Origin of the sequence: Streptomyces sp. ICC1, assembly GCF_003287935.1 — a bacterium.
GTDB lineage: Bacteria > Actinomycetota > Actinomycetes > Streptomycetales > Streptomycetaceae > Streptomyces > Streptomyces tritrimontium.
In genome coordinates this window covers 5,293,180-5,317,520 of sequence record NZ_CP030287.1, presented here as the reverse complement: position 1 = coordinate 5,317,520, position 24,341 = coordinate 5,293,180, and the positions used below count along the sequence as shown (strand labels likewise).

Genomic DNA, 24,341 nt, shown 5'->3' with positions numbered 1-24,341 from the left:
CGGGACCGTGCGCCAGGCGCCGGTCCCGGGTCGCCCGCGCGAGCCGGGGCGCCCTTGTCGGCCCGCGCGATCCCGTACTCTTCGCGCACCGCGACACTTCCGTCACGCTACGCTCCCAAGGAATCCGGCTCCGGCAAAGGCGAAGCATGCCCCAGCACACCTCAGGGTCTGACCGCGCTGCGGTGCCCCCCGCTGCGCGCAGCAGCGAGCGGTCCACCGCGCCCTCGTCCCTGGAGGTGCTGTGGCGCTCGTACAAGGACTCGGGTGACGAGCGGCTGCGGGAGCAGCTGATCCTGCACTACTCGCCCCTCGTGAAGTACGTGGCCGGGCGGGTCAGCGTCGGCCTGCCGCCCAATGTGGAACAGGCCGACTTCGTCTCCTCCGGGGTCTTCGGACTCATCGACGCCATCGAGAAGTTCGACATCGAGCGGTCCATCAAGTTCGAGACGTACGCGATCACCCGGATCCGGGGCGCGATGATCGACGAACTGCGGGCGCTGGACTGGATCCCGCGGTCGGTTCGGCAGAAGGCGCGGGCCGTGGAGCGGGCCTACGCCACGCTGGAGGCCCAGTTGAGGCGTACCCCGACCGAGGTCGAGGTCGCCCGTGAGATGGGTATCGCCGTGGAGGAACTCCACGCGGTTTTCAGCCAGTTGTCGCTCGCCAACGTGGTAGCCCTGGAAGAGCTGCTGCACGTCGGCGGAGAGGGCGGCGACCGCCTCTCGCTGATGGACACCCTGGAGGACACCGCCGCCGACAACCCGGTGGAGGTCGCGGAGGACCGCGAGCTGCGGCGACTGCTGGCACGGGCCATCAACACGCTGCCCGAGCGGGAGAAGACGGTGGTGACCCTCTACTACTACGAGGGGCTCACGCTCGCCGAGATCGGCAACGTGCTCGGTGTGACGGAGAGCCGCGTCAGCCAGATCCACACCAAGTCGGTGCTCCAGCTGCGGGCGAAGCTGGCGGACGTCGGACGCTGATCGGGCCGCGGGCGCGGCCGCGGGTGCGGCCGGGGGCGCGACGGCCTTGCGGGACGTCCGTAGAGTGGACGCGTGCCCAGGATTCGAGCGGCCTCCGTGGCCGAGCACCGGTCGATGCAGCGCGGCTCCCTGTTGGACGCCGCGCGTTCCCTGCTGTCCGAAGGGGGGACGGAAGCGCTGACCTTCCCCGCCCTCGCCGAGAGGACCGGCCTCGCCAGGTCCTCCGTGTACGAGTACTTCCGCTCTCGCGCCGCCGTCGTCGAGGAGCTCTGCGCGGTGGACTTCCCCGTGTGGGCGGCCGAGATCGAGGCGGCTATGTCGGACGCGCAGACGCCGGAGGCTAAGATCGAGGCGTACGTCCGCAGCCAGCTGGGGCTGGTGGGGGACCGCCGGCACCGGGCGGTGGTGGCGATCTCGGCGAGCGAGCTGGACGCCGGGGCGCGCGAGAAGATCCGCGCGGCCCACGGGGGGCTGATCGCGATGATCGTCGAGGCGCTCGCGGCGCTCGGACAGAAGGAGCCGAGGCTGGCGGCGATGCTCCTGCAGGGAGTCGTGGACGCCGCCGTCCGCCGGATCGAGGCGGCCTCCGGTGAGGACCCGGACGTGGTCACCGACGCGGCCGTCGCCATGGCCCTGCGGGGCGTCGGGGGCTGAGGCCCGTCACCCCCTTGTCCCGTCACCCCCATGTCCCGTGGTCCCGCGGTCCCGCGGTCCCGTCGTCCCGGGGCTGGCTCTTATACCAATCTGACGATCCATCCCCGTCCCACCCCCCTCGGGAGCGCTCTCCCGTACAAATGAAGTACTTTCGCTCTATGTCCCAGCCCGCCAAGACCTCGCCCCGTGCCTCCTCGGCCTCCGACGCCCCGGAGAGCCCGGCCGGCACCAAGGCGGCCGCGCAGCGGCTCAAGATGCGCCGGGAGCTGGCGGCGGCCGCGATGGAGCTGTTCGCGACCAAGGGGTACGAGGCGACGACGGTCGACGAGATCGCCTCGGTGGCCGGGGTCGCGCGGCGGACCTTCTTCCGGCACTTCCGGTCCAAGGAAGAGGCGATCTTCCCGGACCACGACGACACCCTGACCCGCGCCGAGGCCGTCCTGGACGTGGCCCCGGCGCACGAGCACCCGCTCGACACGGTGTGCCGGGGGATCAAGGAAGTCATGAAGATGTACGCCGCCTCGCCGGCGGTGTCGGTGGAGCGCTACCGGCTCACCCGCGAGGTGCCGGCGCTGCGCGAGCGGGAGATCGCCTCGGTCGCCCGCTACGAGCGGCTGTTCACCCGCTACCTGCTGGCCCATTTCGACGAGCAGGACCACCACGACGGCAACGACGACCCGCTGCTGGCGGAGGTCGCCGCCTCGGCGGTGGTCACGGCCCACAACCACGTGCTGCGGCGCTGGCTGCGGGCGGGCGGCCAGGGGGACGTGGAGGCGCAGCTCGACCACGCCTTCTCGATCGTGCGCAAGACCTTCGGCAGCGGGATCGGCGCGGGGCGCACGCTCAGCGCGGTGCCGGCCGCCCCGGCGGCTCCCGCGGCCTCGGTCCGCACGCAGGGCGAGGTGCTGGTGGCGGTGGCCCGTACGGACGCGCCGCTGGACGAGGTCATGCGGACCATCGAGGAAGCGCTCAGAAACAAGCAGTAGTACCCGTCGCGGCGCGCGTGCACCTCACGCGCGGCTCGCGTGTAGCTCGCGTCACAGCGGCCGCTCCCGTTCCGGGTGCGGCCGCTTTCGTTTGTCCGGGTTGCCCCTACTCGCCGGTAACTCTGATCGATCATCGCTCATCGGTGCAGGTCAATCGGCAAATGAGAGAAAGTTTTGGCACCCGGTGCCTTGCTGAGTGACACGGGGTGCCATACGTTGAATCTCGTCCGGATGTCCCCGCGGCCCAGCCCACTCGGCACGGAACGCGCCCCGGACGCCTGCGTCACCAGGCACCCGCAACGCCCCACCACAGGCAACGCGCAGCAGCACCCCAGCCGAATCGACGGCGCCCCAAAACATCTCTCCACCGCTCCACGCAACCCGTTTCCCTCAGCGCACCCTCATCAGCGCACGGCCGGAGGCAACACCGTGAAGGACATCCTGGACGCGATCCAGTCGCAGAGCGCCACGTCCGCCGACTTCGCGGCCCTGCCGCTCCCCGACTCCTACCGCGCGATCACCGTGCACAAGGACGAGGCGGAGATGTTCGCCGGGCTCACCACCCGCGAGAAGGACCCGCGCAAGTCCCTGCACCTGGACCAGGTCCCCGTGCCGGAACTCGGCCCGGGCGAAGCCCTGGTGGCCGTCATGGCCTCCTCGGTCAACTACAACTCCGTGTGGACCTCGATCTTCGAGCCCGTGTCCACCTTCAGCTTCCTGGAGCGCTACGGGCGCCTCTCGGAGCTCACCAAGCGCCACGACCTCCCGTACCACGTCATCGGCTCGGACCTCGCGGGCGTCGTGCTGCGCACCGGCCCCGGCGTGAACGCCTGGAAGCCCGGCGACGAGGTCGTCGCCCACTGCCTCTCGGTCGAGCTGGAGTCCTCGGACGGCCACAACGACACGATGCTCGACCCCGAGCAGCGCATCTGGGGCTTCGAGACCAACTTCGGCGGCCTGGCGGAGATCGCACTCGTCAAGTCCAACCAGCTGATGCCCAAGCCCGGCCACCTCAGCTGGGAGGAGGCCGCCTCCCCCGGCCTGGTCAACTCCACGGCCTACCGCCAGCTGGTCTCCCGCAACGGCGCCGGCATGAAGCAGGGCGACAACGTCCTGATCTGGGGTGCGAGCGGCGGCCTCGGCTCGTACGCCACCCAGTTCGCGCTGGCCGGCGGCGCCAACCCGATCTGCGTGGTCTCCAGCGCGCAGAAGGCGGACATCTGCCGGGCGATGGGCGCGACCGCGATCATCGACCGCAGCGCCGAGGGCTACAAGTTCTGGAAGGACGAGCACACCCAGGACCCCAAGGAGTGGAAGCGCTTCGGCAAGCGCATCCGCGAGCTGACCGGCGGCGAGGACATCGACATCGTCTTCGAGCACCCCGGCCGCGAGACCTTCGGCGCCTCCGTGTACGTCACCCGCAAGGGCGGCACCATCACCACCTGCGCCTCGACCTCGGGCTACATGCACGAGTACGACAACCGCTACCTGTGGATGTCCCTCAAGAAGATCATCGGCTCGCACTTCGCGAACTACCGCGAGGCGTGGGAGGCCAACCGCCTGGTCTCGAAGGGCAAGATCCACCCCACCCTCTCGAAGGTCTACTCCCTGGAGGAGACCGGCCAGGCCGCCTACGACGTCCACCGCAACCTCCACCAGGGCAAGGTCGGCGTCCTCGCGCTGGCCCCCGAGGAGGGCCTGGGCGTCCGGGACCACGAGATGCGGGCGACGCACCTCGACGCGATCAACCGCTTCCGTAACATCTGAGACGCCTCAAAGGCCAAAGGGACAGCCTGAGATGACAGAGCGCCAGAAGGACCGTCCGTGGCTCATGCGGACGTACGCCGGCCACTCCACGGCCGAGGCGTCCAACGAGCTGTACCGCCGCAACCTCGCCAAGGGCCAGACCGGCCTGTCGGTCGCGTTCGACCTGCCGACGCAGACCGGCTACGACCCCGACCACATCCTCGCCCGCGGCGAGGTCGGCCGGGTCGGGGTCCCGGTCTCCCATCTGGGCGACATGCGGCGGCTGTTCCAGGACATCCCCCTGGAGCAGATGAACACCTCGATGACGATCAACGCCACCGCCATGTGGCTGCTGGCGCTCTACCAGGTGGCCGCCGAGGAGCAGGGCGCGGACATCGCCCAGCTCCAGGGCACCACCCAGAACGACATCGTCAAGGAGTACCTCTCGCGCGGGACGCACGTCTTCCCGCCCGGGCCCTCGCTCCGCCTGACGACGGACATGATCGCGTACACGGTCAACCACATCCCGAAGTGGAACCCGATCAACATCTGCAGCTACCACCTGCAGGAGGCCGGGGCCACGCCCGTCCAGGAGATCTCCTACGCGATGGCCACGGCCATCGCCGTCCTGGACTCCGTGCGCGATTCGGGCCAGGTCCCGCCGGAGCGCTTCGGCGAGGTCGTCGCCCGCATCTCCTTCTTCGTGAACGCGGGCGTCCGCTTCATCGAGGAGATGTGCAAGATGCGCGCCTTCGGCCGCATCTGGGACAAGGTCACCCGCGAGCGCTACGGCATCGAGAACGACAAGCAGCGCCGCTTCCGCTACGGCGTCCAGGTCAACTCGCTCGGCCTGACCGAGGCGCAGCCGGAGAACAACGTCCAGCGCATCGTGCTGGAGATGCTGGCCGTCACCCTCTCCAAAGATGCCCGCGCCCGCGCCGTGCAGCTGCCCGCCTGGAACGAGGCGCTGGGCCTGCCCCGGCCCTGGGACCAGCAGTGGTCGCTGCGCATCCAGCAGGTCCTGGCCCTCGAGAGCGACCTGCTGGAGTACGAGGACATCTTCGCCGGCTCGCACGTCATCGAGGCCAAGGTCGAGTCCCTGGTGGCCGAGTGCCTGGCGGAGATCGACCGGATCCAGGAGATGGGCGGCGCTATGGCGGCCGTCGAGTCCGGGTACCTGAAGGGCGAGCTGGTCTCCTCGCACGCCGAGCGGCGGGCCCGGATCGAGACCGGCGAGGACAAGATCGTCGGCGTCAACTGCTTCCAGCAGACCGAGGAGAACCCGCTCACCGCCGACCTGGACGGGGCCATCATGACGGTGGACCCGGCGGTCGAGGCGCTGACCGTGGAGCGGATCGGCCGCTGGCGGGCCGAACGCCAGGAGTCCGCGGACCGGCAGGGGGGCGGCGACCCGTTCGTCTTCCCGACGGTGATGCAGGCCCTGGACCGGCTGAAGGAGGCCGCCGCGGGGGACGAGAACCTGATGGAGGCCACCTTGGAGTGCGCCCGCGCGGGCGTCACGACCGGCGAGTGGTCCACCGCGCTGCGCGAGGTGTTCGGGGAGTTCCGGGCGCCGACCGGGGTCTCCTCGGCCCCGGTGGCCGTGACCGCCGAGGAGGGGACCCCCATGGCCCTCGTCCGCGCGAAGGTCTCCCGCACCGCCGACGAGCTCGGCTCCGGCCGGCTGCGGCTGCTGGTCGGCAAGCCCGGCCTGGACGGGCACTCCAACGGCGCCGAGCAGATCGCCGTACGGGCCCGCGACGCCGGTTTCGAGGTGGTCTACCAGGGCATCCGGCTGACGCCGGAGGAGATCTCCTCCGCGGCCCTGGCCGAGGACGTGCACTGCGTGGGCCTGTCCATCCTGTCCGGCTCGCACAGCGCGCTCGTCCCCGACGTCCTGGAGCGGCTGCGCGCGGCGGGGGCGGGTGACATCCCCGTCGTCCTCGGGGGCATCATTCCGAATGCCGACGCCGTGGCGCTCAAGGCCGCCGGGGTGGCCGCGGTCTTCACCCCGAAGGACTTCGGCATCACGGAGATCATCGGCCGTATCGTCGACGAGATCCGCAAGGCGAACAAGCTCCACCCGCTCGGCGACGCCGACGACACCGCTACCGAAACCAGCGACACCAAGAACACCGCTGCAAGCACGGAGGTCCCCGCATGACCACGCCCTCTTCCCCGGTCGACCGGCTGCGGCCGCGCCGCTCCTGCCTCGCGGTGCCGGGTTCCAACCCCCGGTTCCTGGAGAAGGCCCAGGGCCTGCCGGCCGACCAGGTCTTCCTCGACCTGGAGGACGCCTGCGCCCCGCTCGCCAAGGAGGGCGCCCGCCACACCATCGTGGACGCGCTGAACAACGGCGACTGGACCGGCAAGACCCGCGTGGTGCGCGTCAACGACTGGACCACGCACTGGACGTACCGCGACGTGATCACGGTCGTCGAGGGCGCCGGCCAGAACCTCGACTGCATCATGCTGCCGAAGGTCCAGGACGCCCAGCAGGTCGTGGCGCTCGACCTCCTGCTGACGCAGATCGAGAAGACCATGGGCTTCGAGGTCGGGAAGATCGGCATCGAGGCGCAGATCGAGAACGCCAAGGGCCTGGTCAACGTCGACGCGATCGCCGCCGCCTCGCCGCGGTTGGAGACGATCATCTTCGGGCCGGCCGACTTCATGGCCTCGATCAACATGAAGTCGCTGGTCGTGGGCATGCAGCCGCCCGGCTACGGCGCGGACGCCTACCACTACATCCTGATGCGGATCCTGATGGCGGCCCGCATGCACGACCTCCAGGCGATCGACGGCCCCTTCCTCCAGATCAAGAACGTCGACGGCTACCGCGAGGTCGCCGGGCGCGCGGCGGCCCTGGGCTTCGACGGCAAGTGGGTGCTGCACCCGGGCCAGGTCGACGCGGCCAACGAGGTCTTCTCCCCCTCGCAGGAGGACTACGACCACGCCGAGCTGATCCTCGACGCCTACGACTGGTGCACCTCCGAGGCCGGCGGCAAGAAGGGCTCGGCGATGCTCGGCGACGAGATGATCGACGAGGCCAGCCGCAAGATGGCCCTGGTCATCTCCGGCAAGGGCCGGGCGGCCGGGATGCGGCGCACCACCAAGTTCGAGATCCCGGAAGGCTGATCAGCATGCAGTTCGGACGCACCTACGAAGAGTTCGAGGTCGGGGCGGTCTACAAGCACTGGCCCGGAAAGACGGTCACCGAGTACGACGACCACCTCTTCTGCCTGCTGACCATGAACCACCACCCGCTGCACATGGACAGCAACTACGCCGAGAACACGACCGACTTCGGCAAGAACGTCGTCGTGGGCAACTACATCTACTCGCTGCTGCTGGGCATGTCCGTGCCGGACGTCTCCGGCAAGGCGATCGCCAACCTGGAGATCGAGTCGCTGCGCCACGTGGCGCCGACCTTCCACGGCGACACCCTCTACGGCGAGACCACGGTCCTCGACAAGACCCCGTCGAAGTCGAAGAACGACCGCGGCATCGTCTACGTGGAGACCAAGGGCTACAAGCAGGACGGCACCCTCGTCTGCGTCTTCCGGCGCAAGGTGATGGTCCCGACCGAGACGTACATCAAGGAGCGCGGCGGCGAGCAGCCCGGCCGCCCCACGCTGAAGGAACAGGGGAAGTAGAACCATGAGCCGACTTGCCCAGACCGCCGGCCTGACGGACGACCAGAGGGACATCCTCAAGACCGTCCGGGAGTTCGTCGACAAGGAGATCATCCCGGTCGCGACCGAGCTGGAGCACCGCGACGAGTACCCGCAGGCGATCGTCGACGGCCTCAAGGAACTCGGCCTCTTCGGCCTGATGATCCCGGAGGAGTACGGCGGCCTGGGTGAGTCGCTGCTCACCTACGCGCTGTGCGTCGAGGAGATCGCGCGCGGCTGGATGTCCGTCTCGGGCATCATCAACACGCACTTCATCGTGGCGTACATGCTCAAGCAGCACGGCACCCAGGAGCAGCGGGAGTACTTCCTTCCGCGGATGGCGCTGGGCGAGGTGCGCGGCGCGTTCTCGATGTCCGAGCCGGGGCTCGGCTCCGATGTGTCGGCCATCACGTCCAAGGCGGTGAAGGACGGCGACGAGTACGTCCTGAACGGCCAGAAGATGTGGCTGACGAACGGCGGCACGTCCACGCTGGTGGCCGTCCTGGTCCGCAGTGACGAAGGACACCCTGAGGGCACGGCGCCCCACAAGTCGATGACGACCTTCCTCGTGGAGAAGGAGGCCGGCTTCGGTGAGGTGCGCCCCGGCCTGACCATCCCCGGCAAGATCGACAAGATGGGCTACAAGGGCGTCGACACGACCGAGCTCATCATGGACGGACTGCGCATTCCGGCCAATCGGGTCCTTGGCGGCCAGACGGGCCGAGGGTTTTACCAAATGATGGACGGGGTCGAGGTCGGCCGCGTCAACGTGGCGGCCCGTGGCTGCGGCGTCGCACAGCGTGCGTTCGAGCTGGGTGTCACTTATGCCCAGCAACGTCACACTTTCGGCAAGGCCATCGCCGAGCACCAGGCGATCCAGTTCAAGCTGGCCGAGATGGCTACCAAGGTCGAAGCCGCCCATGCGATGATGGTCAATGCAGCACGCAAAAAGGACTCCGGGGAACGAAACGACCTCGAAGCAGGGATGGCGAAGTACCTCGCCTCCGAGTACTGCAAGGAGGTGGTGGAGGACGCGTTCCGAATCCACGGTGGCTACGGCTTCTCGAAGGAGTACGAGATCGAGCGCCTCTACCGCGAGGCGCCCATGCTGCTGATCGGTGAAGGTACCGCCGAGATCCAGAAAATGATCATCGGGCGACGCCTGCTCGAGGAGTACCGACTCCAGGGCTGAAAGTCCCTTTTGCGGGGAATCATCCAGCGGTTTTCCGCAAAAGAGTCACTAGCAGTCACTGGCTGGCGGTCATCGACTCGGCTTCTGGCTTGCCCAGTTGTTGCGTGCAACCGATAGCATTCCAGTAAAGCCGCCGTCCCGTCCCCCCGTTTGCGGCGCGGCACCACCCGCTACGAAGGTCATCCATGCCCCACAGCCAAACCTCTGCACCTCGCGTCGGCCTCCTCGGTGGACGCCTCGCGCGCGGAGCATCGCCGTGGCTTCTGCCGACCGTCGCCACCGCCGCCCTCAGCCTCGCCCGGGCCCGCAAGTCCGGCCGCTGGGCGGCAGTAGCCGTGCCCACCACCGCGCTCGCGGCGGGCATGCTGTGGTTCTTCCGCGACCCCGAGCGTGAGATCACGCAGGGCCGGGTCATCTCGCCCGCCGACGGTGTGGTGCAGAGCATCATGCCGTGGAAGGACGGGCGGACCCGGGTCGCGATCTTCATGAGCCCGCTGAACGTCCACGTCAACCGCGCGCCCCTCGCGGGCACGGTGACGTCCGTGGAGCACGTCCCCGGCGGATTCGTTCCGGCGTTCAACAAGGAGAGCGAGAACAACGAGCGCGTTGTCTGGCACTTCGACACCGAGCTCGGCGACATCGAGATGGTGCAGATCGCCGGCGCCGTCGCGCGCCGCATCGTCCCCTACCTGCCGGCCGGCTCCAAGGTGGAGCAGGGCGAGCGCATCGGTCTGATCCGCTTCGGATCGCGCGTCGACATCTACCTCCCGGAGGGCGTCGAGGTCGCGGTCGAGGTCGGTCAGGCCACCACCGCGGGGGTGACCCGAATTGACCGTGACTGACCCTGAAACCCCGGCCAACCCGTCGGCCGGCTGGGTACCCGAGGCTCCCGAGGAGGAGTCCGCCGAAGACGACATGCCGCTCTCACTGCGGCTGTCGATAGCGGACACCCTCACCCTCGGCAACGCGACGTGCGGATTCATGGCGGTGTACTTCACCACCACCGGGATCCTCATTCCGCACCTGACCGGCAGCGGCGAGTCCGGCATGGCCCGCAGCAGTGCGGCCACGGCCGTGATACTGATGCTGCTCGCCGCGGTCTTCGACCTCTTCGACGGCATCGTGGCCCGCAAGCTGCGCAGCTCCCCGATGGGCGCCGAGCTGGACAACCTGTCCGACCTGATCAGCTTCGGACTGGCTCCCGCCTACTTCGTGCTCGTCTACGGCATGGTCGCCGTGGACGCCGTCCAGAAGATGTCGGCTCTGGCCGCGATCGTGGTGCTGCTGGCCGTGGTGCTGCGCCTGGCGAGATTCAGCTGCGTGACGATGAAGGACGGCATGTTCCAGGGCATGCCGAGCCCCTTCGGCGCGCTGACGGTCGTCTCGATCGTGCTGCTGGAGCTGCCGTTCATCCCGACGCTGCTGGCGATCATCGGGGTGGCGTGGCTGATGGTGAGCCGGGTCGAGTACCCCAAGCCGCGGGGTGTCCTCGCGGTGGCGATGCTGAGCTGGATCGTCGGGGCCATGGGCCTGCTGGCGGCGTGGGCGTTCGACGCACCGGGCGGCGGGCTGCTGCTCCAGACCGGGTGCGCCCTCCAGATCGCCCTGGCGGCGACGATCCCGCTGTTCGCGACGACCCGTCGCGCGAACACGTTCCGCCACAACCGCCGCGAGGCGAGGGCCACGCAGGCCCCGTAGCGCGGCTGTACACGTACGACAGGGCCCCCGGCCGCCACCAGGCGACCGGGGGCCCTGTCGCGTCCGCGGGCCTGCCGGGGGCCCGTCCGCGGCCGCGGAGCCCGGGCCGGTCCGCCCGGGCCCCGGTAGCCTTGGTGTCGGAAAACCGCCAGCCCGGACCGGACCGGCCCGGGAGGATGGAGCCATGCACACCGACACCGAGCGCTGCGTGAGGGCCGTCCAGTCCAAGGACGCTCGCTTCGACGGCTGGTTCTTCACCGCCGTCAGGACCACCGGCATCTACTGCCGGCCGAGCTGCCCCGCCGTACCGCCCAAGGTCGAGAACATGACCTTCCTGCCCAGCGCCGCCGCCTGCCAGCAGAGCGGGTACCGGGCCTGCAAGCGGTGCCGGCCCGACACCTCCCCCGGCTCCCCCGAGTGGAACGCCCGCGCCGACACCGTCGCCCGCGCCATGCGCCTCATCCAGGACGGCGTGGTCGACCGCGAGGGCGTCCCGGGGCTGGCCTCCAGGCTCGGCTACTCCTCCCGTCAGGTGGAGCGCCAGCTCAACGCGGAGCTCGGCGCCGGGCCGCTCGCCCTCGCCCGGGCGCAGCGCGCGCAGACCGCCCGGCTGCTCATCGAGACCTCCGGGCTCCCGATGGGCGACGTCGCCTTCGCCGCCGGCTTCTCCTCGATCCGGACCTTCAACGACACCGTCCGCGAGGTCTTCGCGCTGGCGCCCAGCGAGCTGCGGGCCCGGGCCGAGAAGGGGCCAAAGCAGGCCCAGGTGCCCGGCACCATCAGTCTGCGGCTCCCCTTCCGGGCCCCGCTCAACCCCGACAACCTCTTCGGCCACCTCGCCGCCACCGCCGTCCCCGGGGTCGAGGAGTGGCGGGCGGGCGCGTACCGCCGCACGCTGCGGCTCCCGTACGGCACCGGCGTCGTCGCCCTGAGCCCGCAGCCCGACCACATCGACTGCCGGCTCGCCCTCACCGACCTGCGCGACCTCACCATCGCCATCAGCCGCTGCCGGCGGCTCCTGGACCTCGACGCCGACCCCGAGGCCGTCGACGAGCAGCTGAGCGCGGACCCGCTGCTGGCGCCGCTGGTGGCCAAGGCCCCCGGGCGCCGGGTGCCCCGTACGGTCGACGCGCAGGAGTTCGCCGTACGGGCGGTCCTCGGCCAGCAGGTGTCCACCGCGGCGGCCCGTACGCACGCGGCCCGGCTGGTGCGCGCGCTGGGCGAGCCGGTGGCGGACCCCGATCCCGAGGGCGGGCTGACGCACCTGTTCCCGTCCTCGCAGGCGCTGGCCGGGCTCGATCCGCAGTCGCTGGCCCTGCCGCTCAGCCGGCGCACCACCCTGACCACGCTCGTCTCGGCGCTCGCCGACGGCTCGCTGCCGCTCGGCACCGACAGCGACTGGGACAGCGCCCGTGCGCGGCTGGCCGCGCTGCCCGGTTTCGGGCCGTGGACCACCGAGATCATCGCGATGCGGGCGCTGGGCGACCCGGACGCCTTCATCCCCTCCGACCTCGGGATCCGGCGGGCCGCGAAGGGGCTGGGGCTGCCGTCGACGCCCGCCGCCCTGACGGCCCGCGCGGCGCACTGGCGGCCGTGGCGCGCCTACGCCGTGCAGTACCTGTGGGCCACCGAGGACCACGCAGTCAACTTCCTGCCCGCCTGACCTCCGAGGAGTACGAGCACCATGAGCAGCGGCAAGCAGCACACCGTCATCGACAGCCCCTACGGGCCGCTCACCCTCGTCGCCACCGGCGGCGTCCTGAGCGGGCTCTACATGACCGGGCAGCGTCACCGGCCCGCCGAGGAGTCCTTCGGCGAGCGCGTCGCGGCCGGCGAGGAGCCCTTCCCCGAGGTGGCGCGGCAGCTGACCGCGTACTTCGCCGGGGAGCGGACCTCCTTCGACCTGCCGGTCCGGCTGGAGGGCACCGACTTCCAGCGCAGCGTGTGGGAGCAGCTCGTCCGGATCCCCTACGGGAAGACCTGGTCGTACGGGGAGCTGGCGGCCAGGCTCGGCAAGCCGAACGCCTCGCGCGCGGTGGGCCTGGCCAACGGCAAGAACCCGGTGGGCATCATCGTGCCGTGCCACCGCGTGATCGGGGCGTCCGGCTCCATGACCGGCTACGGCGGCGGCATCGACCGCAAGGTGCGCCTGCTCGCCTTCGAGTCCGGGGCGGACGCGCTCTAGATCACGACGAGCGGGACGAGGAGGGCGAAGGCGGCGCCCGCCTCGACCGCGTAGGCGTACAGGGAGGGGTGCTGGACGGGGGCCGCCAGCAGGACCACGCTCTGCCGGGCCGCGGCCGCCCCCACCCACTCGGCGTCGGCACCGAGGCCGCCCTCGTACCAGCCCGCGCAGGCGCCGGGGCCGGTCACGGCGAGGACGTCGTCCTCGCGGCGGTAGAAGGCCTGCCAGCCGGCGGCCGGCACGGACCAGGCGTCGAAGTCGGTGAACAGGGCCCAGCCGCCGTCGCGGATCGCGGTGTCGAACATCCAGACCGGCACCCCGTCGGGGGTGACCTCGCCGCCGGCCTGCTGGTCGGTGGTGAAGTGGACCATGGGCAGGGCGTCGGGCCCGTCGGCGGTGCTGGGCCAGGCGTACATCGTGATCATCTGCTGAATTCTGTCCTGCCCGGTGTAGGCGCGAAATAACGAGCGGGGCGGGCTACGAGAGGTGCGGGGGGCGCCCGTTCTCCAGCTCGGCGGTGCCTTCTCCGGACCGCAGGACCCGGTACGCCTCCGCGGTGCGCAGGCCGAGCGATCCCAGCAGATAGTCCGTCAGCTCGGCCGGCTCCACCAGCCGCCACGAGATCAGCTCCTCCTCCTGGAGCTTGACGGAGGCGAGCTGTCCGGCGTCGAGGACGCCGCCGTCGTAGAGGTACGCGACGAGCGGGGGCCGGTCCGGGCCGAGCGTCCAGTCGACGGCGAGCAGCCGGCCGAGCGGTACGTCGATGCCGATCTCCTCGGCGCTCTCGCGGCGGGCGGCCGTGCGCGGGGACTCGCCCCCGTCCGACTCGATGGTGCCGCCCGGCAGGGCCCAGCCCTCGCGGTAGTTGGGCTCGACGAGGAGCACCCGGCCCTCCGCGTCCCGGTAGAGGGCGGCCGCGCCGGCCAGCACCCGGGGCAGGCTCGCGATGTAGGTGGCGTAGTCATCCGTGGTGGTCACCCGGCAACCCTACCCAGGCGGTCCGGAGAGGCCGGGGAAAGGCTTCGCGCGGACCCCGCGCCGACCCCGCGCGGACCCCGGTGCAGGCTCCGCGCAGGCGGCCGCCGGCTGCGCCGGATCCCTTCGGCGGCGGTCCCCCGCGGCCCCGCACACACGCACAGACGGTCGAATAACAGGTCAGTCAAGATGATATTCTGGCCGACCGTCCGGCCCGGCCGCACCGTTTCCGATTTGGCCGCGATCACACCCGGTCAGACCTTCGGCTCGTTCGCCCGGGGTCTTTTACGCTCTCAGGTATTGGGGACAGGCGACCAGCCATGCACAACGCAGCAGCCTCGACGCACAACGAGGCCAACCATCCCGTTCCCGTGTTGTCGGTCGTCATCCCGATTTACAACGAGCAGGAGGCGCTGCCGCTGACGGTGGCCCGTCTGCGTCCGATCCTGGACGGGCTCGGTGTGGACTACGAGGTCGTCGGCATAGACGACGGCAGCACCGATGCCACCCCGGTCATCATGCAGAAGATCCGCCAGGACTGGCCCGAGCTGCGCATCGTCCGCTTCGCCCGCAACTCCGGACACCAGGCCGCGCTCACCGCGGGCATCCACCGGGCCTACGGCGAGTACGTCGTCAGCATCGACGCCGACCTCCAGGACCCGCCGGAGAAGATCGCGGAGATGTTCGCGCTCGCCCGCGAGAAGGACCTGGACATCGTCTACGGCGTGCGCGGCGACCGCGGCACCGACACCTTCTTCAAGCGGCGCACGGCCGGCGCCTACTACTGGCTGATGCGCAAGCTCGTCGGCAAGAACATGCCCAACCAGGCGGGCGACTTCCGCCTCCTGAGCCGGGCCGCCGTCGACGCGCTGAAGTCCCTGCCCGAGCACCAGCCGGTCTACCGGCTGCTCGTGCCGTGGCTCGGCTTCAGCAGCGGCGAGGTCGTCTACGTCCGCGAGGAGCGGGTCGCCGGCAGCACCCACTACCCGCTGTCCAAGATGGTCCGCCTCGCCCTCGACAGCATCACGAACTTCTCCGCGGCCCCGCTGCGCCTCGCCACCTGGCTGGGCCTGCTGAGCTTCCTGGTCTGCTTCTGCCTCGCGGTCTACACGACCCTGCAGTACGCCTTCGGCTCGACCGTGCCGGGCTGGTCCTCGCTGTTCATCGGCATGCTCTTCATCGGCGGTGTGCAGCTCGTCTGCGTGGGCCTGCTCGGTGAGTACATCGGGCGGATCTACTCGGCCGTCCAGGCCCGGCCGGCCTACTTCGTCGGCTACGACTCCGCCGAGCAGGACGACGCGGCGCGCGGCGCCAAGACCTCCGAGTACGCGGCCTGATCGCGCAGCCGGCCGACGCACAGCAGGCAGGAAGAACCAACTCCATGAGCACAACTGGAAACGCCGTCTCCGAGCGGTCGGCCCCCTCGGGGGATCGGCCCGCCGCCGCCCCGGCGGGCGGGGACGAACGTCCCCCGGCGCACTGGTTCTGGCGGTTCCTGCCGGGCGTAGCCGCCTACCTCGCGCTCGTCGCGCTGCTGCTGCTCGCCGACACCCCGGTCAGCGCCATCGCCCGGTACACCGGCTACGCGCTCTGGGGCGTCATGCTCCCGGGCACCTTGGTGTTCCGGGCGCTGCGGCGCCGACCGCACACCCTGGTCGAGGACCTCGCGTACGGGGCCGTCACCGGCCTCGCGCTGGAGCTGGTCGCCTGGTTCGTGCTGGTCTCCCTCGGGGCCCAGTCCGTCGCCACCGTCTGGCCCCTCGCCGTGGTGATCCCCTTCCTCGCGGTACCGGCCCTGCGGCGGCACTGGCGTCCGAGCGGCTACACCGCCCGCACCCCGCTCGGCTGGTCCTGGTCGGTCTCCGGGCTGGTCATGCTCACGGGCGCCTACTTCTACCAGGACTTCCTGTCGAAGTACCCGGCGCTGTCGGACAGCGAGACCTCGCGGATCTTCGGCGACATGCCGTACATGCTGTCGCTCGCCGCGAACGCGAAGCAGAACGTCCCGCTGACCCTCCCCCAGGCCTCCGGCGAACCGCTGTACTACCACTGGTTCTCCTTCGCCCACATGGCGATGACCTCCATGGTCGGGCACATCGACCTGCCGATGGTCGAGACGCGGCTCATGGTGCCGGCGCTCGCCGCGCTCGCCGTGGTGCTCACCGCGGTGGTGGCCCGGCGGCTCACCGGCCGCGCCTGGGCCGGCCCGCTGGCCGTCGTCCTGCTCTTCGTCGTCACCGAGTTCACGGCGATCTACCCGAACAACGTCAACACCTGGATCCTCGGCGCCCCGTCGATCCGGCTGATGTACTGGTCGAGCCTGTCCTACACGTACAGCCAGCCGCTGCTGATCGCGCTGCTGGGCGTCGTCGGCGAGGCACTGCGCCGGCTCCGCATGACGGGTGCGGGCGAGAACAACCCGGCCCCCCTGTTCGGCCGCGGGGTCTTCGTCCTTGTCGCCCTCTTCGCGGTGGGCTCCAGCGCGGCCAAGGCCAGTACGCTGCCGGTCACGCTCGCCGGACTGGTGGTCGCCGGACTCGTCGTGCTGATCGCGACCCGCCGCGTCCCGTGGACCGTGGTCGGGCTCGGCGCGATCCTCGCTTCCGCCCAGCTCTTCGCGACGGCGGTGATCTTCAACTTCGAGAGCTACGGCCTGGAGATCATCCCGCTGGGCAACCTCCAGCCCTTCTGGGGCGATCCGGACCACAAGCGCTCCGCGCTGTTCCAGGCCCTGCTGATCGTGTCCGCGCTGTCCGCCTTCGTGCTGCACCACCACCTCAAGCTGGTCGGCATGATCCCGCTGATCTGGCGGCGGCGGTTCAAGCTGGACCCGCTCCAGTGGTTCCTGCTGGGCGCGGCGGTCGCCGGGCCCTGCGCCTACCTGGTGGTCAACGGCTACAACTCCAGCTACTTCACGCTGGCCGCCCTGCCCTTCGGGGCGGTCCTGTCGGCCTGGGGCTACTGCGAGGCGTTCGAACGCGCCGCGCTGCCCCGCCGGGCCAAGGCGGCGCTCGCGGTGGGCACGGTGGCCTTCGTCGCCCTGCTCACCTACGCGATCTACCACTACTCGGCCGAGTGGCAGGCCTACGTCCTGCGCGAGGTCGCGGGCGGGGACGCGCACAAGTCGTACTTCCTCCTGCTGCCGCTCGTGCTCGCGGGCGCGGCCCTGGCCGCGATCGCGGCCGTCTGCGCCTTCCTGTGGTGGGCCGGCGGCCGGGTCTGGCCCGCGCTGCGCGGCCGGGGCGCCGTGGTGCTGATGACCGCGGTCCTCGCCATGGGCGCGCCTGGCGTCTTCCACGACGCCGTCCAGGCCCGGGAGGACGTGTGGGCGGGCACCTGGTCGATGCCCGTCTCGCAGGTCGACGCCGCGCGCTGGGTGCGGGCACACAGCGACCCGGCGGACGTGCTGGCCACCAACAGCCACTGCTGGGAGTTCGACAACTACGCCTACGGCCGGCCCTGCGAGAACACCCGCTCCCAGTGGCTCAGCGGCTACTCCGAGCGCTCCGTGCTGATCGAGGGCTGGGCCTACGCGCCCCGGATGGTGGCGCTGACCCGCGGCGGCACCGCGTACGGCGGCCCGTTCTGGGACCAGGACCTCTTCAAGCTCAACGAGGACGCCGTGTACCGCCCGACGGAGGCGGTCCTGCACCGGCTGCACGACGAGTACCGCGTGCGCTACGTCGTGGTGCTCCGGCCGGCGGGCGCCGAGTCCCCGCGGCTGGGAGAGCTCGCCGAGAAGGTGTTCGACAACAAGCAGGTCGGCGTCTACCGGATCAAGTGACCGGCTGACAGCACGTACGGCATGGGCGAAGGGCCCCGGCAGACAGCCGGGGCCCTTCGCCGTCGCGGCGCCGTACGGTGGTCAGCTCCGGCTGTGGTCAGTTCCGGCTGTGGTCAGCTCCGTACGGTGGTCAGCCCTGCCCGGGGCCCTGGTCGCCCTGGTCGCCCGGGGAGTCGTCGCGGTCGCGGTTCTTCGACTCCGCGACCCGCCGCAGCCTCGGGTGGCGGGCCGGCCCCTGCTCGGTGATGGCGTCGCCGACCATGGCCTTCACCGCGTCGCGCATCCCGTGCAAGGGGTGGTGGCGGACGGGCCCCGCGCCCGGGTCCTCCCGCAGTTCCTTCACCAGGGCCCAGCAGAGCACCAGCATCACGATCACGAACGGCAGCGCGACCAGGATGGTGGCCGTCTGGAGGGACTTCAGACCGCCCGCGACGAGGAGTACGGCGGCCACCGCGGCCATCAGCACGCCCCAGGTGACCACGAGCCAGGTCGGCGGGTGCAGGGAGCCCCGGCTGGTGAGCGAGCCCATCACGAGGGAGGCGGAGTCGGCGCTGGTGACGAAGTACGTCATCACCAGGGCCATCGCGATCCACGAGGTGAGCGAGCCGAGCGGGAGCGCGTCGAGCATCGCGAAGAGCGAGGCCTCCGTGCCCTCCTTGGCCTTGGCGGCCATGTCGGCGACGCCGGTGGAGTCCAGGCGGATCGCCGTGCCGCCCATGACGCAGAACCACACGACGGTGGCGCCGCTGGGGACCAGGAGCACGCCGACGAGGAACTCGCGGATGGTGCGGCCGCGCGAGATCCGGGCGATGAAGGTGCCGACGAACGGCGCCCAGGAGAGCCACCACGCCCAGTAGAAGATCGTCCACGCGCCGAGCCACGTGCTGTCGGTGAAGGCGCCGGTCCGGGTGGCCATCGGGAGCAGGTCGTGCAGGTAGCTGCCGACGCTCGCCGGGATCACGTCGAGGATGTAGACGGTCGGGCCCAGGACGAAGACGAAGAGCATCAGGGCCCCGGCGAGCACGATGTTGATCGTGCTGAGCCATTTGACGCCCTTGTGCAGGCCGGAGAAGGCGGAGAGCACGAAGGCGGCGGAGAGGGAGACGATGATGATCAGCTCGACGGTGGTCGAGTCCTCGATCCCCGTGGTGATGTTCAGCCCCTTGGAGACCTGGAGCGCGCCGAGGCCGAGGCTGGTGGCGGTGCCGAAGACGGTCGCGAAGACGGCGAGCAGGTCGATGGCCTTGCCCTGCCATCCGTTGGCCCGCTCCTCGCCCAGGAGCGGCACGAAGGCGGAGCTGAGGCGGTTGCCGCGGCCCTTGCGGAAGGTCGCGTAGGCCAGCGCGAGGCCGGCGATCCCGTAGATCGCCCAGGGCGTGAGGGTCCAGTGGAAGAAGGAGTAGTCGAGCGCGGCGCGGGCCGCGTCCCCGCTGCCGGGGGCGGCTCCGCTGGCGGGCGGCGGGTTCAGGTAGTGGGTGAGCGGCTCCCCCACCCCGTAGAACATCAGACCGATGCCCATGCCCGCGCTGAACATCATCGCGATCCACGAGAGGTTCGTGAACTCGGGTTCCGAGTCGTCCCGGCCGAGCCGGATCCGGCCGAACCGGCTGATCGCGAGCACGACGCACATGACGAGGAACACATCGGCGGCGATCACGAACAGCCACGCGAAGTTGTTCAGCACCCAGGCCAGCGCGGTGCCCGACACCGAGTCGAAGGAGTTCTTGCCGAGCGCGGCCCAGCCGACGACGGCCAGGACGGAGATCACTCCGATGGTGACGACGGCGCGGTCGGGAGTGCCGTCAGTGCCCTCGCCCGGTCCCGCGGACCCGCCACCTGGGGAATCCGGACGTGGCTGTTCCAGTGAATCCGTGCTCATGCGGCCACACTATGCAGGCGTATATCCCTATTTAGGGGCATGGCGCGCCGGGTGTGGCCCAGGCCACGCATGGGCATAGGAGGATCCTCCGGATAGGCTCAGGGGTGGCGCGACTGCACTGTTCGATAGCAAGGGATTAGCAAGGTGACGAACGGAGCAGTAACTGAGACCGCGCGCGTGCTCATCGCCGCGGACAAATTCAAGGGCTCGCTCACGGCCGTTCAGGTCGCGGAGCGGGTGACGGCCGGCCTTCGCAAGGCCGTACCGGGCGTGGAGATCGAGACCCTCCCCGTCGCGGACGGCGGCGACGGTACGGTCGCGGCCGCCGTGGCCGCCGGTTTCGAACGCCGGGAGGTACGGGTCACCGGACCGCTCGGTGACCAGGTCACGGCCGCTTTCGCACTGCGCGAGGGCACCGCGGTGGTCGAGATGGCGGAGGCCTCCGGCCTCCAGCTGCTGCCGGCGGGTGTCTTCGCCCCGCTGACGGCGACCACCTACGGCTCCGGCGAACTGCTGAAGGCCGCGCTCGACGCGGGAGCGCGCTCGATCGTCTTCGGGGTGGGCGGCAGCGCCACCACCGACGGCGGCGCCGGCATGCTGGCCGCGCTGGGCGCGGTGTTCCTGGATGCGAACGGTGAACCGGTCGGTCCGGGCGGCGGCGCGCTGGCGGCCCTGGCCTCGGCCGACCTGTCGGGCATCGACCCGCGCATCAAGCAGGTCGACTTCGTCCTCGCGAGCGACGTGGACAACCCTCTGACGGGACCGAAGGGCGCTCCGGCGATCTACGGCCCGCAGAAGGGGGCGTCGCCCGAGGACGTGGCGACGCTCGACGCGGCGCTGGCGCACTTCGCGGTGGTCCTGGAGAAGTCGATCGGCTCCCTGGCCGCCGAGGCGGCGGTCTCGCCCGGCGCGGGCGGCGCGGGCGGCATCGGCTACGGGGCGCTGCTCCTCGGCGCCTCGTTCCGTCCCGGCATCGAGCTGATGCTCGAGGTGCTCGGCTTCGCGCCGGCCCTGGAGCGGGCGACGCTGGTCATCACCGGCGAGGGCTCCCTGGACGAGCAGACCCTGCACGGCAAGGCTCCGGCCGGTGTCGCGGCGGCGGCCCGCGCGGCGGGCAAGCCGGTCGTCGCGGTCTGCGGCCGCCTGCTGCTCACACAGGAGGCCCTCGAGGCCGCCGGCATCCAGCGGGCCTACCCGCTCACGGACCTCGAGCCGGACCCGGCGGTGAGCATCCCGAACGCGGGGCCGCTGCTGGAGCGGGTGGCGGAGAACATCGCGGCCGACGTGCTCTGACCCGGCGTCCGCCCTGCCCGGCGGCCCGGACCCCTCAGGGGGTCCGGGCCGTCGGCGTGTGCGGGGCCGGGCGGACGGGGCCTTGCCCCAAAGGGCAGGGGCGCGGTGCCACTCGGTGAACCGCCGGTGAGCTGTCGCCCCCGACGGCCCGAACGATGCCGCAGGCACCTGCTGCCAGGTACAACCCGACGTCGCCACGAACACGATCGCGGCAAGCACCTCCCGGTCGCCGTGCCTGCGCCGACCACCGCCCTGCGGCCGCGACGGCGCCTCCGGCACCACCCGCTGGAACAGCTCCCACAACTCGTCCGGCACCAGCCGTTCAACGATCCCCACCATGGCCGACAGCCTACCGCGAAGCCCAAATGAGATGACTTCTAAGCCGTGCCACCGCGGGCTGGGTGGAGGCCCGGCGAGATTCCGGATCGATGTCTGGAGCGCTGTCACCACAGAGTGCCGGAGCGGCTCGGAAGGCTTGCCCGGATGCTGATCGTGGTGTTGGCTGCTGGGGCAACTCGGGCGCCGACACACAATTGCCCGGTGAACTCCCCCTCGATCAGGCGGCCTTACTGGTCCGCCGTGACCTTGAAGCCGAGGCTGCGCATGACGGTTCCGACGTCGCCCTCCCCTGCCGCGACCGCGCTGGCCACCCGCCACCGCCTGGGCGGCCTTAAGTACACCTTCCGCCCCGAGAGCGAGCTCGGCGTCCAGGGCAAGTACCGGATCTGGTTCATCGTCGGCTCGCTGGTCGGCATAGCCGCACTGCTGGGCGGCGGCGTCCTGTTATGGGTGAACGTGCACTGGGGGGTTGCCATCTTCCCCTTGTGGATCGGCGTGGTCGCAGCTGGGGTGGCGAGCCAGAGCCCTCTCTACCGCAGAGGCCTCGCGGCCAGGCGACTGCACCTGCACGAGCATGGGTTGGTCGTGAACACGAGTGGCAGGAGACTGTTCGCGGTGCGCTGGGAGCAGGCGGTGCTCTACCAGCAGACCGTCCAGGAGGTGATCGACTACAAAGGCACACAGACGCCGGTCGGACGCACGCACAACTCCCAACTGGTCGCCCCGGGAGGGCAGAAAGCCCAGATCACGGACGTCTACGCCGACTCACCTACCTGGGCCCCGCTGATCGCGGAGGCCGTCGCCCGCGCCCAGGTCGACAAGGTGTGGAAGCTCGTCGGGGAGGGCAAGACAGTGGCCTTCGGCCCCTACAAGATATCCGGCGCCGGCGTCACGAACGCCGCCGGTGAGGTCCTGCCGTGGCGAGATGTGAACGAGGTGGCCGTGCGCGGGGGCATCGTCTGTGTCTGGCGAACCGGACGGACGAAGGCCTGGGCAGCGTCCCAGGCACACAAGGTGCCGAACCTGCTCGTATTCCTGACCATCGTGGACAACCTCCACCGCCAGTAGGCGGCCTCCAGACGTCACTGGCCAGCCGCAACGAGCCGCTCGGCCACGGCCCACATGATCAGACGAGGCCCGCCCAACCGGACTGCGCCGGGGGCCGGCAGGGCCGGCTCGGCAACTGACCTGCTCGAGCAGACGGCGACGGGCCGCACGGCATCCTCGGTGCGGCCCGTCGTCGTTTCCGGTCAGGGCGTGTAGCCGGACCAGTCCCAGCGACGCCGCTCCCCCGGGCACGGGCCGGACAGGGCCCGACCGCTGGGGCCGAACTGCCCGATCTCGGTCCTCAGCGCGACGCCTGTCGCAATCTCGTCCGCTGTCCAGCCGGTGACGACGAAGAGCAGTCCGCCTACCGGCCGCCGACGAATTCGGCGCAGGTGCGGCCTGGTTGGGGGCCGGGCCGGGGATTCCTGGTCCTTGCCGTAGATCCGGCCGCGCAGCAGTCTCTCATCTGTGTCCATGCGTCCCGGCTCCCAGCCACCCCGACTATCTAGGCTTGCCCAGGGCCGCCGGACTTGCCCATGCCGCCGACGGGAGACTTAGCTGGTGGCGAGGCGGCGTTCGAGGGGGGTGCGCATGCTGGGGCGGATACGGATGTCGCCGAGGAAGGTGGCCATGCGGGCGGCCTCGACGGTGATGGCTGCTTGGGCCTCGTTGCCGCGGCCTTCGGGGGTGAGGGCGTGGGTCGCGATGTCGCCGTCGGGGCGTTGGGCCCAGCCGCCGCCGATGCGCCCGTTCCACCAGAGGGTAGGTCCGATGTTGCCGTAGGCGTCGAAGAGTTCGGGAACGAGGGCGGGGTCGAGGTACCAGTCGCGGTGACGCCACCCCATAGGGGTGGGGTCGAGCCCGGGAAGCAGGACGGCCGCGGGTTCGGTCCGGGTGGGCGGGTCCAGGTGCTCGGGCAGCGCGTGCCCGGGGCCGTGGGAGAGGTCGACGTCCGCGGCACCGGTGCGGGCGATCGCTTTTCGGGTGTCGGTGAGGGTCCAGCCGGTCCACCATTTGACGTCATCGGTGGTGGCGGGTCCGAAAGCCCGCAGGTAGTGGGCGGCGAGCTCGGCTCTGGCGTCCTCGGCGTCGAGATCGGGGTGGGGTTCGGCTGTGGTCCAGCGGAACTGGGAGGAGGCCCAGGTGCCCAGGGGGCGGCCGCGGCGGATGCGGCTCTCGGCGGCCATCACTCCGAGTACGCGGCTGGTGATGCGCGGCGTGGCCGCGTACGGCTTGCCCGGGGAGACGGAGATCTGGGTCCTCAGGGCGGGTACGGCGTCGGCGAGCTGGGCAGCGGTGCCCTCACCGAGGTCGGCGAGGGCCGCGAGCACGGCGTTCTCGGTGGTGGCCAGCCAGGCTTCGCCGTGGCCGTGCTGTTCGCCCAGGACCTTGAGGAGGTTCCTGCGTTCGCGGGCCGCGACGGCCCGGGCGGTGGAGGCGTCGACGACGGGTGCGAGGTCGCGGGGGACGACGAACATGGTGCGGCGCATGCACAGCATCCGTACCAGAGACCGATCCTCGTACAGGGCCTGCTCCAGGAGCGCCGGCGCCGGGTCTGCCGTGCGTGCGGCCACCGACAGGTAGACGGTGGCGGGGTCGGTGGCGTGCAGGGCGAGCAGCGCGGCGGCGACCTGCTCTGGTGTGCGTGCGCGGGACGCCGGTGTGAGGAGGTGGGCGGTGGTGACGCGGGCGCGCCGCTACTCGTCGGTGATCTTCGCTCGGACATTGGTCATGGCAAGGGCCGACGGCCATCGCGGCCGCCTGGTGCCGTCCTTTCGCTGGTGCGGACGGGAGAAGGGGCTGCGCCCCGGACCGGGGGCGGTCCGGGGCGGAGCCTCGTATCGGGGGATCAGGCGTCCGGTACCCGGTGATTGTCCATGGCGCACGTTGCTGGCACGGCACCTGGACC

21 protein-coding genes and 1 pseudogene are annotated in these 24,341 nt (G+C 70.7%); 16 read left to right on the top strand and 6 right to left on the bottom strand.

The genetic code is table 11. The features are described 5' to 3' along the window. Positions 1-146 precede the first annotated feature (146 nt). The 12 genes from whiG to DRB96_RS25035 all read left to right on the top strand — a co-directional run bounded on the left by whiG (position 147) and on the right by DRB96_RS25035 (position 13,115). Positions 147-983: an RNA polymerase sigma factor WhiG gene (gene whiG, locus DRB96_RS25090; protein ID WP_112450498.1), complete on the top strand. Its 837-nt coding sequence runs from the start codon at positions 147-149 to the stop codon at positions 981-983. Positions 984-1,079: 96 nt separating this feature from the next. After that, positions 1,080-1,637, top strand: a complete 558-nt coding sequence (locus DRB96_RS25085; RefSeq protein ID WP_112450497.1) for a TetR/AcrR family transcriptional regulator — start codon at positions 1,080-1,082, stop codon at positions 1,635-1,637. Positions 1,638-1,795: 158 nt separating this feature from the next. Then, positions 1,796-2,623 carry a TetR family transcriptional regulator gene (locus DRB96_RS25080; RefSeq protein WP_112450496.1) on the top strand — a complete coding sequence of 276 codons (828 nt, stop codon included), beginning with the start codon at positions 1,796-1,798 and terminating at the stop codon, positions 2,621-2,623. 429 nt (positions 2,624-3,052) lie between these two features. Further along, a complete protein-coding gene (gene ccrA, locus DRB96_RS25075) occupies positions 3,053-4,390 on the top strand; it encodes a crotonyl-CoA carboxylase/reductase (RefSeq protein WP_112450495.1) in 1,338 nt (445 codons plus the stop codon). A 31-nt stretch (positions 4,391-4,421) separates the two neighbouring features. Continuing rightward, positions 4,422-6,533, top strand: a complete 2,112-nt coding sequence (locus tag DRB96_RS25070; RefSeq protein WP_112450494.1) for a protein meaA — start codon at positions 4,422-4,424, stop codon at positions 6,531-6,533. Then, positions 6,530-7,504 (top strand): CoA ester lyase, encoded by a 975-nt coding sequence (locus DRB96_RS25065; RefSeq protein WP_112450493.1) that lies wholly within the window; start codon positions 6,530-6,532, stop codon positions 7,502-7,504. Before DRB96_RS25070 ends, DRB96_RS25065 begins: the two co-directional genes overlap by 4 nt. Before the next feature lie 5 nt (positions 7,505-7,509). Further along, on the top strand, positions 7,510-8,022 hold the full coding sequence (locus tag DRB96_RS25060; RefSeq protein WP_112450492.1) for a MaoC family dehydratase: 513 nt from the start codon (positions 7,510-7,512) through the stop codon (positions 8,020-8,022). 4 nt (positions 8,023-8,026) lie between these two features. Next, positions 8,027-9,232 (top strand): acyl-CoA dehydrogenase family protein, encoded by a 1,206-nt coding sequence (locus tag DRB96_RS25055; RefSeq protein WP_112450491.1) that lies wholly within the window; start codon positions 8,027-8,029, stop codon positions 9,230-9,232. Between the two features lie 185 nt (positions 9,233-9,417). Beyond that, the gene (locus tag DRB96_RS25050; protein WP_112450490.1) at positions 9,418-10,074 is read left to right on the top strand and encodes a phosphatidylserine decarboxylase; all 657 of its coding nucleotides are present in this window, start codon (positions 9,418-9,420) and stop codon (positions 10,072-10,074) included. 73 nt (positions 10,075-10,147) lie between these two features. After that, positions 10,148-10,930: a CDP-diacylglycerol--serine O-phosphatidyltransferase gene (pssA, locus tag DRB96_RS25045; protein WP_204358069.1), complete on the top strand. Its 783-nt coding sequence runs from the start codon at positions 10,148-10,150 to the stop codon at positions 10,928-10,930. Positions 10,931-11,114: 184 nt separating this feature from the next. After that, positions 11,115-12,593 (top strand): AlkA N-terminal domain-containing protein, encoded by a 1,479-nt coding sequence (locus tag DRB96_RS25040; RefSeq protein ID WP_112450488.1) that lies wholly within the window; start codon positions 11,115-11,117, stop codon positions 12,591-12,593. A gap of 21 nt (positions 12,594-12,614) precedes the next feature. Continuing rightward, on the top strand, positions 12,615-13,115 hold the full coding sequence (locus DRB96_RS25035; protein WP_112450487.1) for a methylated-DNA--[protein]-cysteine S-methyltransferase: 501 nt from the start codon (positions 12,615-12,617) through the stop codon (positions 13,113-13,115). Here DRB96_RS25035 and DRB96_RS25030 read toward each other — a convergent pair. Both DRB96_RS25030 and DRB96_RS25025 read right to left on the bottom strand, forming a co-directional pair. Further along, positions 13,112-13,540, bottom strand: coding sequence for a hypothetical protein (locus DRB96_RS25030; protein WP_112450486.1), 429 nt, complete (start codon positions 13,538-13,540; stop codon positions 13,112-13,114). The two genes, DRB96_RS25035 and DRB96_RS25030, sit on opposite strands and share 4 nt — an antisense overlap. 52 nt (positions 13,541-13,592) lie before the next feature. Next, complete coding sequence (locus DRB96_RS25025; protein WP_112450485.1) at positions 13,593-14,093, bottom strand: NUDIX hydrolase; 501 nt, start codon at positions 14,091-14,093, stop codon at positions 13,593-13,595. A 317-nt stretch (positions 14,094-14,410) separates the two neighbouring features. On the opposite strand from DRB96_RS25025, the gene DRB96_RS25020 reads away from it, so the two are divergent. Both DRB96_RS25020 and DRB96_RS25015 read left to right on the top strand, forming a co-directional pair. Next, positions 14,411-15,427, top strand: a complete 1,017-nt coding sequence (locus DRB96_RS25020) for a glycosyltransferase family 2 protein (RefSeq protein ID WP_112450484.1) — start codon at positions 14,411-14,413, stop codon at positions 15,425-15,427. 44 nt (positions 15,428-15,471) lie between these two features. Further along, on the top strand, positions 15,472-17,874 hold the full coding sequence (locus DRB96_RS25015; protein ID WP_112450483.1) for a hypothetical protein: 2,403 nt from the start codon (positions 15,472-15,474) through the stop codon (positions 17,872-17,874). Positions 17,875-18,004: 130 nt separating this feature from the next. Here DRB96_RS25015 and DRB96_RS25010 read toward each other — a convergent pair whose 3' ends face one another. Beyond that, positions 18,005-19,753, bottom strand: a complete 1,749-nt coding sequence (locus DRB96_RS25010; protein WP_112450482.1) for a BCCT family transporter — start codon at positions 19,751-19,753, stop codon at positions 18,005-18,007. A gap of 144 nt (positions 19,754-19,897) precedes the next feature. Between DRB96_RS25010 and DRB96_RS25005 the strand changes: the two genes are divergently transcribed. Further along, a complete protein-coding gene (locus DRB96_RS25005) occupies positions 19,898-21,046 on the top strand; it encodes a glycerate kinase (RefSeq protein ID WP_112450481.1) in 1,149 nt (382 codons plus the stop codon). A gap of 108 nt (positions 21,047-21,154) precedes the next feature. Here DRB96_RS25005 and DRB96_RS25000 read toward each other — a convergent pair. Next, positions 21,155-21,385: pseudogene (locus tag DRB96_RS25000) on the bottom strand (transposase); the annotation flags it as partial. Between the two features lie 264 nt (positions 21,386-21,649). Between DRB96_RS25000 and DRB96_RS43185 the strand changes: the two are divergent. Beyond that, positions 21,650-22,453 carry a DUF6585 family protein gene (locus DRB96_RS43185; RefSeq protein WP_162688705.1) on the top strand — a complete coding sequence of 268 codons (804 nt, stop codon included), beginning with the start codon at positions 21,650-21,652 and terminating at the stop codon, positions 22,451-22,453. 182 nt (positions 22,454-22,635) lie between these two features. Here the strand turns inward: DRB96_RS43185 and DRB96_RS24985 are convergent, their stop codons facing one another. Both DRB96_RS24985 and DRB96_RS24980 read right to left on the bottom strand, forming a co-directional pair. Beyond that, positions 22,636-22,908 carry a hypothetical protein gene (locus DRB96_RS24985; protein ID WP_112450478.1) on the bottom strand — a complete coding sequence of 91 codons (273 nt, stop codon included), beginning with the start codon at positions 22,906-22,908 and terminating at the stop codon, positions 22,636-22,638. A gap of 78 nt (positions 22,909-22,986) precedes the next feature. Continuing rightward, positions 22,987-24,051 (bottom strand): winged helix DNA-binding domain-containing protein, encoded by a 1,065-nt coding sequence (locus DRB96_RS24980; RefSeq protein WP_112450477.1) that lies wholly within the window; start codon positions 24,049-24,051, stop codon positions 22,987-22,989. Positions 24,052-24,341: the final 290 nt, after the last annotated feature.

Excerpts from the sequence above, each read along its gene's own strand:
- whiG (WP_112450498.1), top strand. The coding sequence starts at position 147 with ATGCCCCAGCACACCTCAGGGTCTGACCGCGCTGCGGTGCCCCCCGCT.
- DRB96_RS25080 (WP_112450496.1), top strand. The coding sequence starts at position 1,796 with ATGTCCCAGCCCGCCAAGACCTCGCCCCGTGCCTCCTCGGCCTCCGAC.
- DRB96_RS25070 (WP_112450494.1), top strand. The coding sequence starts at position 4,422 with ATGACAGAGCGCCAGAAGGACCGTCCGTGGCTCATGCGGACGTACGCC.
- DRB96_RS25065 (WP_112450493.1), top strand. The coding sequence starts at position 6,530 with ATGACCACGCCCTCTTCCCCGGTCGACCGGCTGCGGCCGCGCCGCTCC.
- DRB96_RS25060 (WP_112450492.1), top strand. The coding sequence starts at position 7,510 with ATGCAGTTCGGACGCACCTACGAAGAGTTCGAGGTCGGGGCGGTCTAC.
- DRB96_RS25055 (WP_112450491.1), top strand. The coding sequence starts at position 8,027 with ATGAGCCGACTTGCCCAGACCGCCGGCCTGACGGACGACCAGAGGGAC.
- DRB96_RS25050 (WP_112450490.1), top strand. The coding sequence starts at position 9,418 with ATGCCCCACAGCCAAACCTCTGCACCTCGCGTCGGCCTCCTCGGTGGA.
- pssA (WP_204358069.1), top strand. The coding sequence starts at position 10,148 with ATGCCGCTCTCACTGCGGCTGTCGATAGCGGACACCCTCACCCTCGGC.
- DRB96_RS25040 (WP_112450488.1), top strand. The coding sequence starts at position 11,115 with ATGCACACCGACACCGAGCGCTGCGTGAGGGCCGTCCAGTCCAAGGAC.
- DRB96_RS25035 (WP_112450487.1), top strand. The coding sequence starts at position 12,615 with ATGAGCAGCGGCAAGCAGCACACCGTCATCGACAGCCCCTACGGGCCG.
- DRB96_RS25030 (WP_112450486.1), bottom strand. The coding sequence starts at position 13,540 with ATGATCACGATGTACGCCTGGCCCAGCACCGCCGACGGGCCCGACGCC.
- DRB96_RS25020 (WP_112450484.1), top strand. The coding sequence starts at position 14,411 with ATGCACAACGCAGCAGCCTCGACGCACAACGAGGCCAACCATCCCGTT.
- DRB96_RS25015 (WP_112450483.1), top strand. The coding sequence starts at position 15,472 with ATGAGCACAACTGGAAACGCCGTCTCCGAGCGGTCGGCCCCCTCGGGG.
- DRB96_RS25010 (WP_112450482.1), bottom strand. The coding sequence starts at position 19,753 with ATGAGCACGGATTCACTGGAACAGCCACGTCCGGATTCCCCAGGTGGC.
- DRB96_RS43185 (WP_162688705.1), top strand. The coding sequence starts at position 21,650 with ATGACGGTTCCGACGTCGCCCTCCCCTGCCGCGACCGCGCTGGCCACC.
- DRB96_RS24985 (WP_112450478.1), bottom strand. The coding sequence starts at position 22,908 with ATGGACACAGATGAGAGACTGCTGCGCGGCCGGATCTACGGCAAGGAC.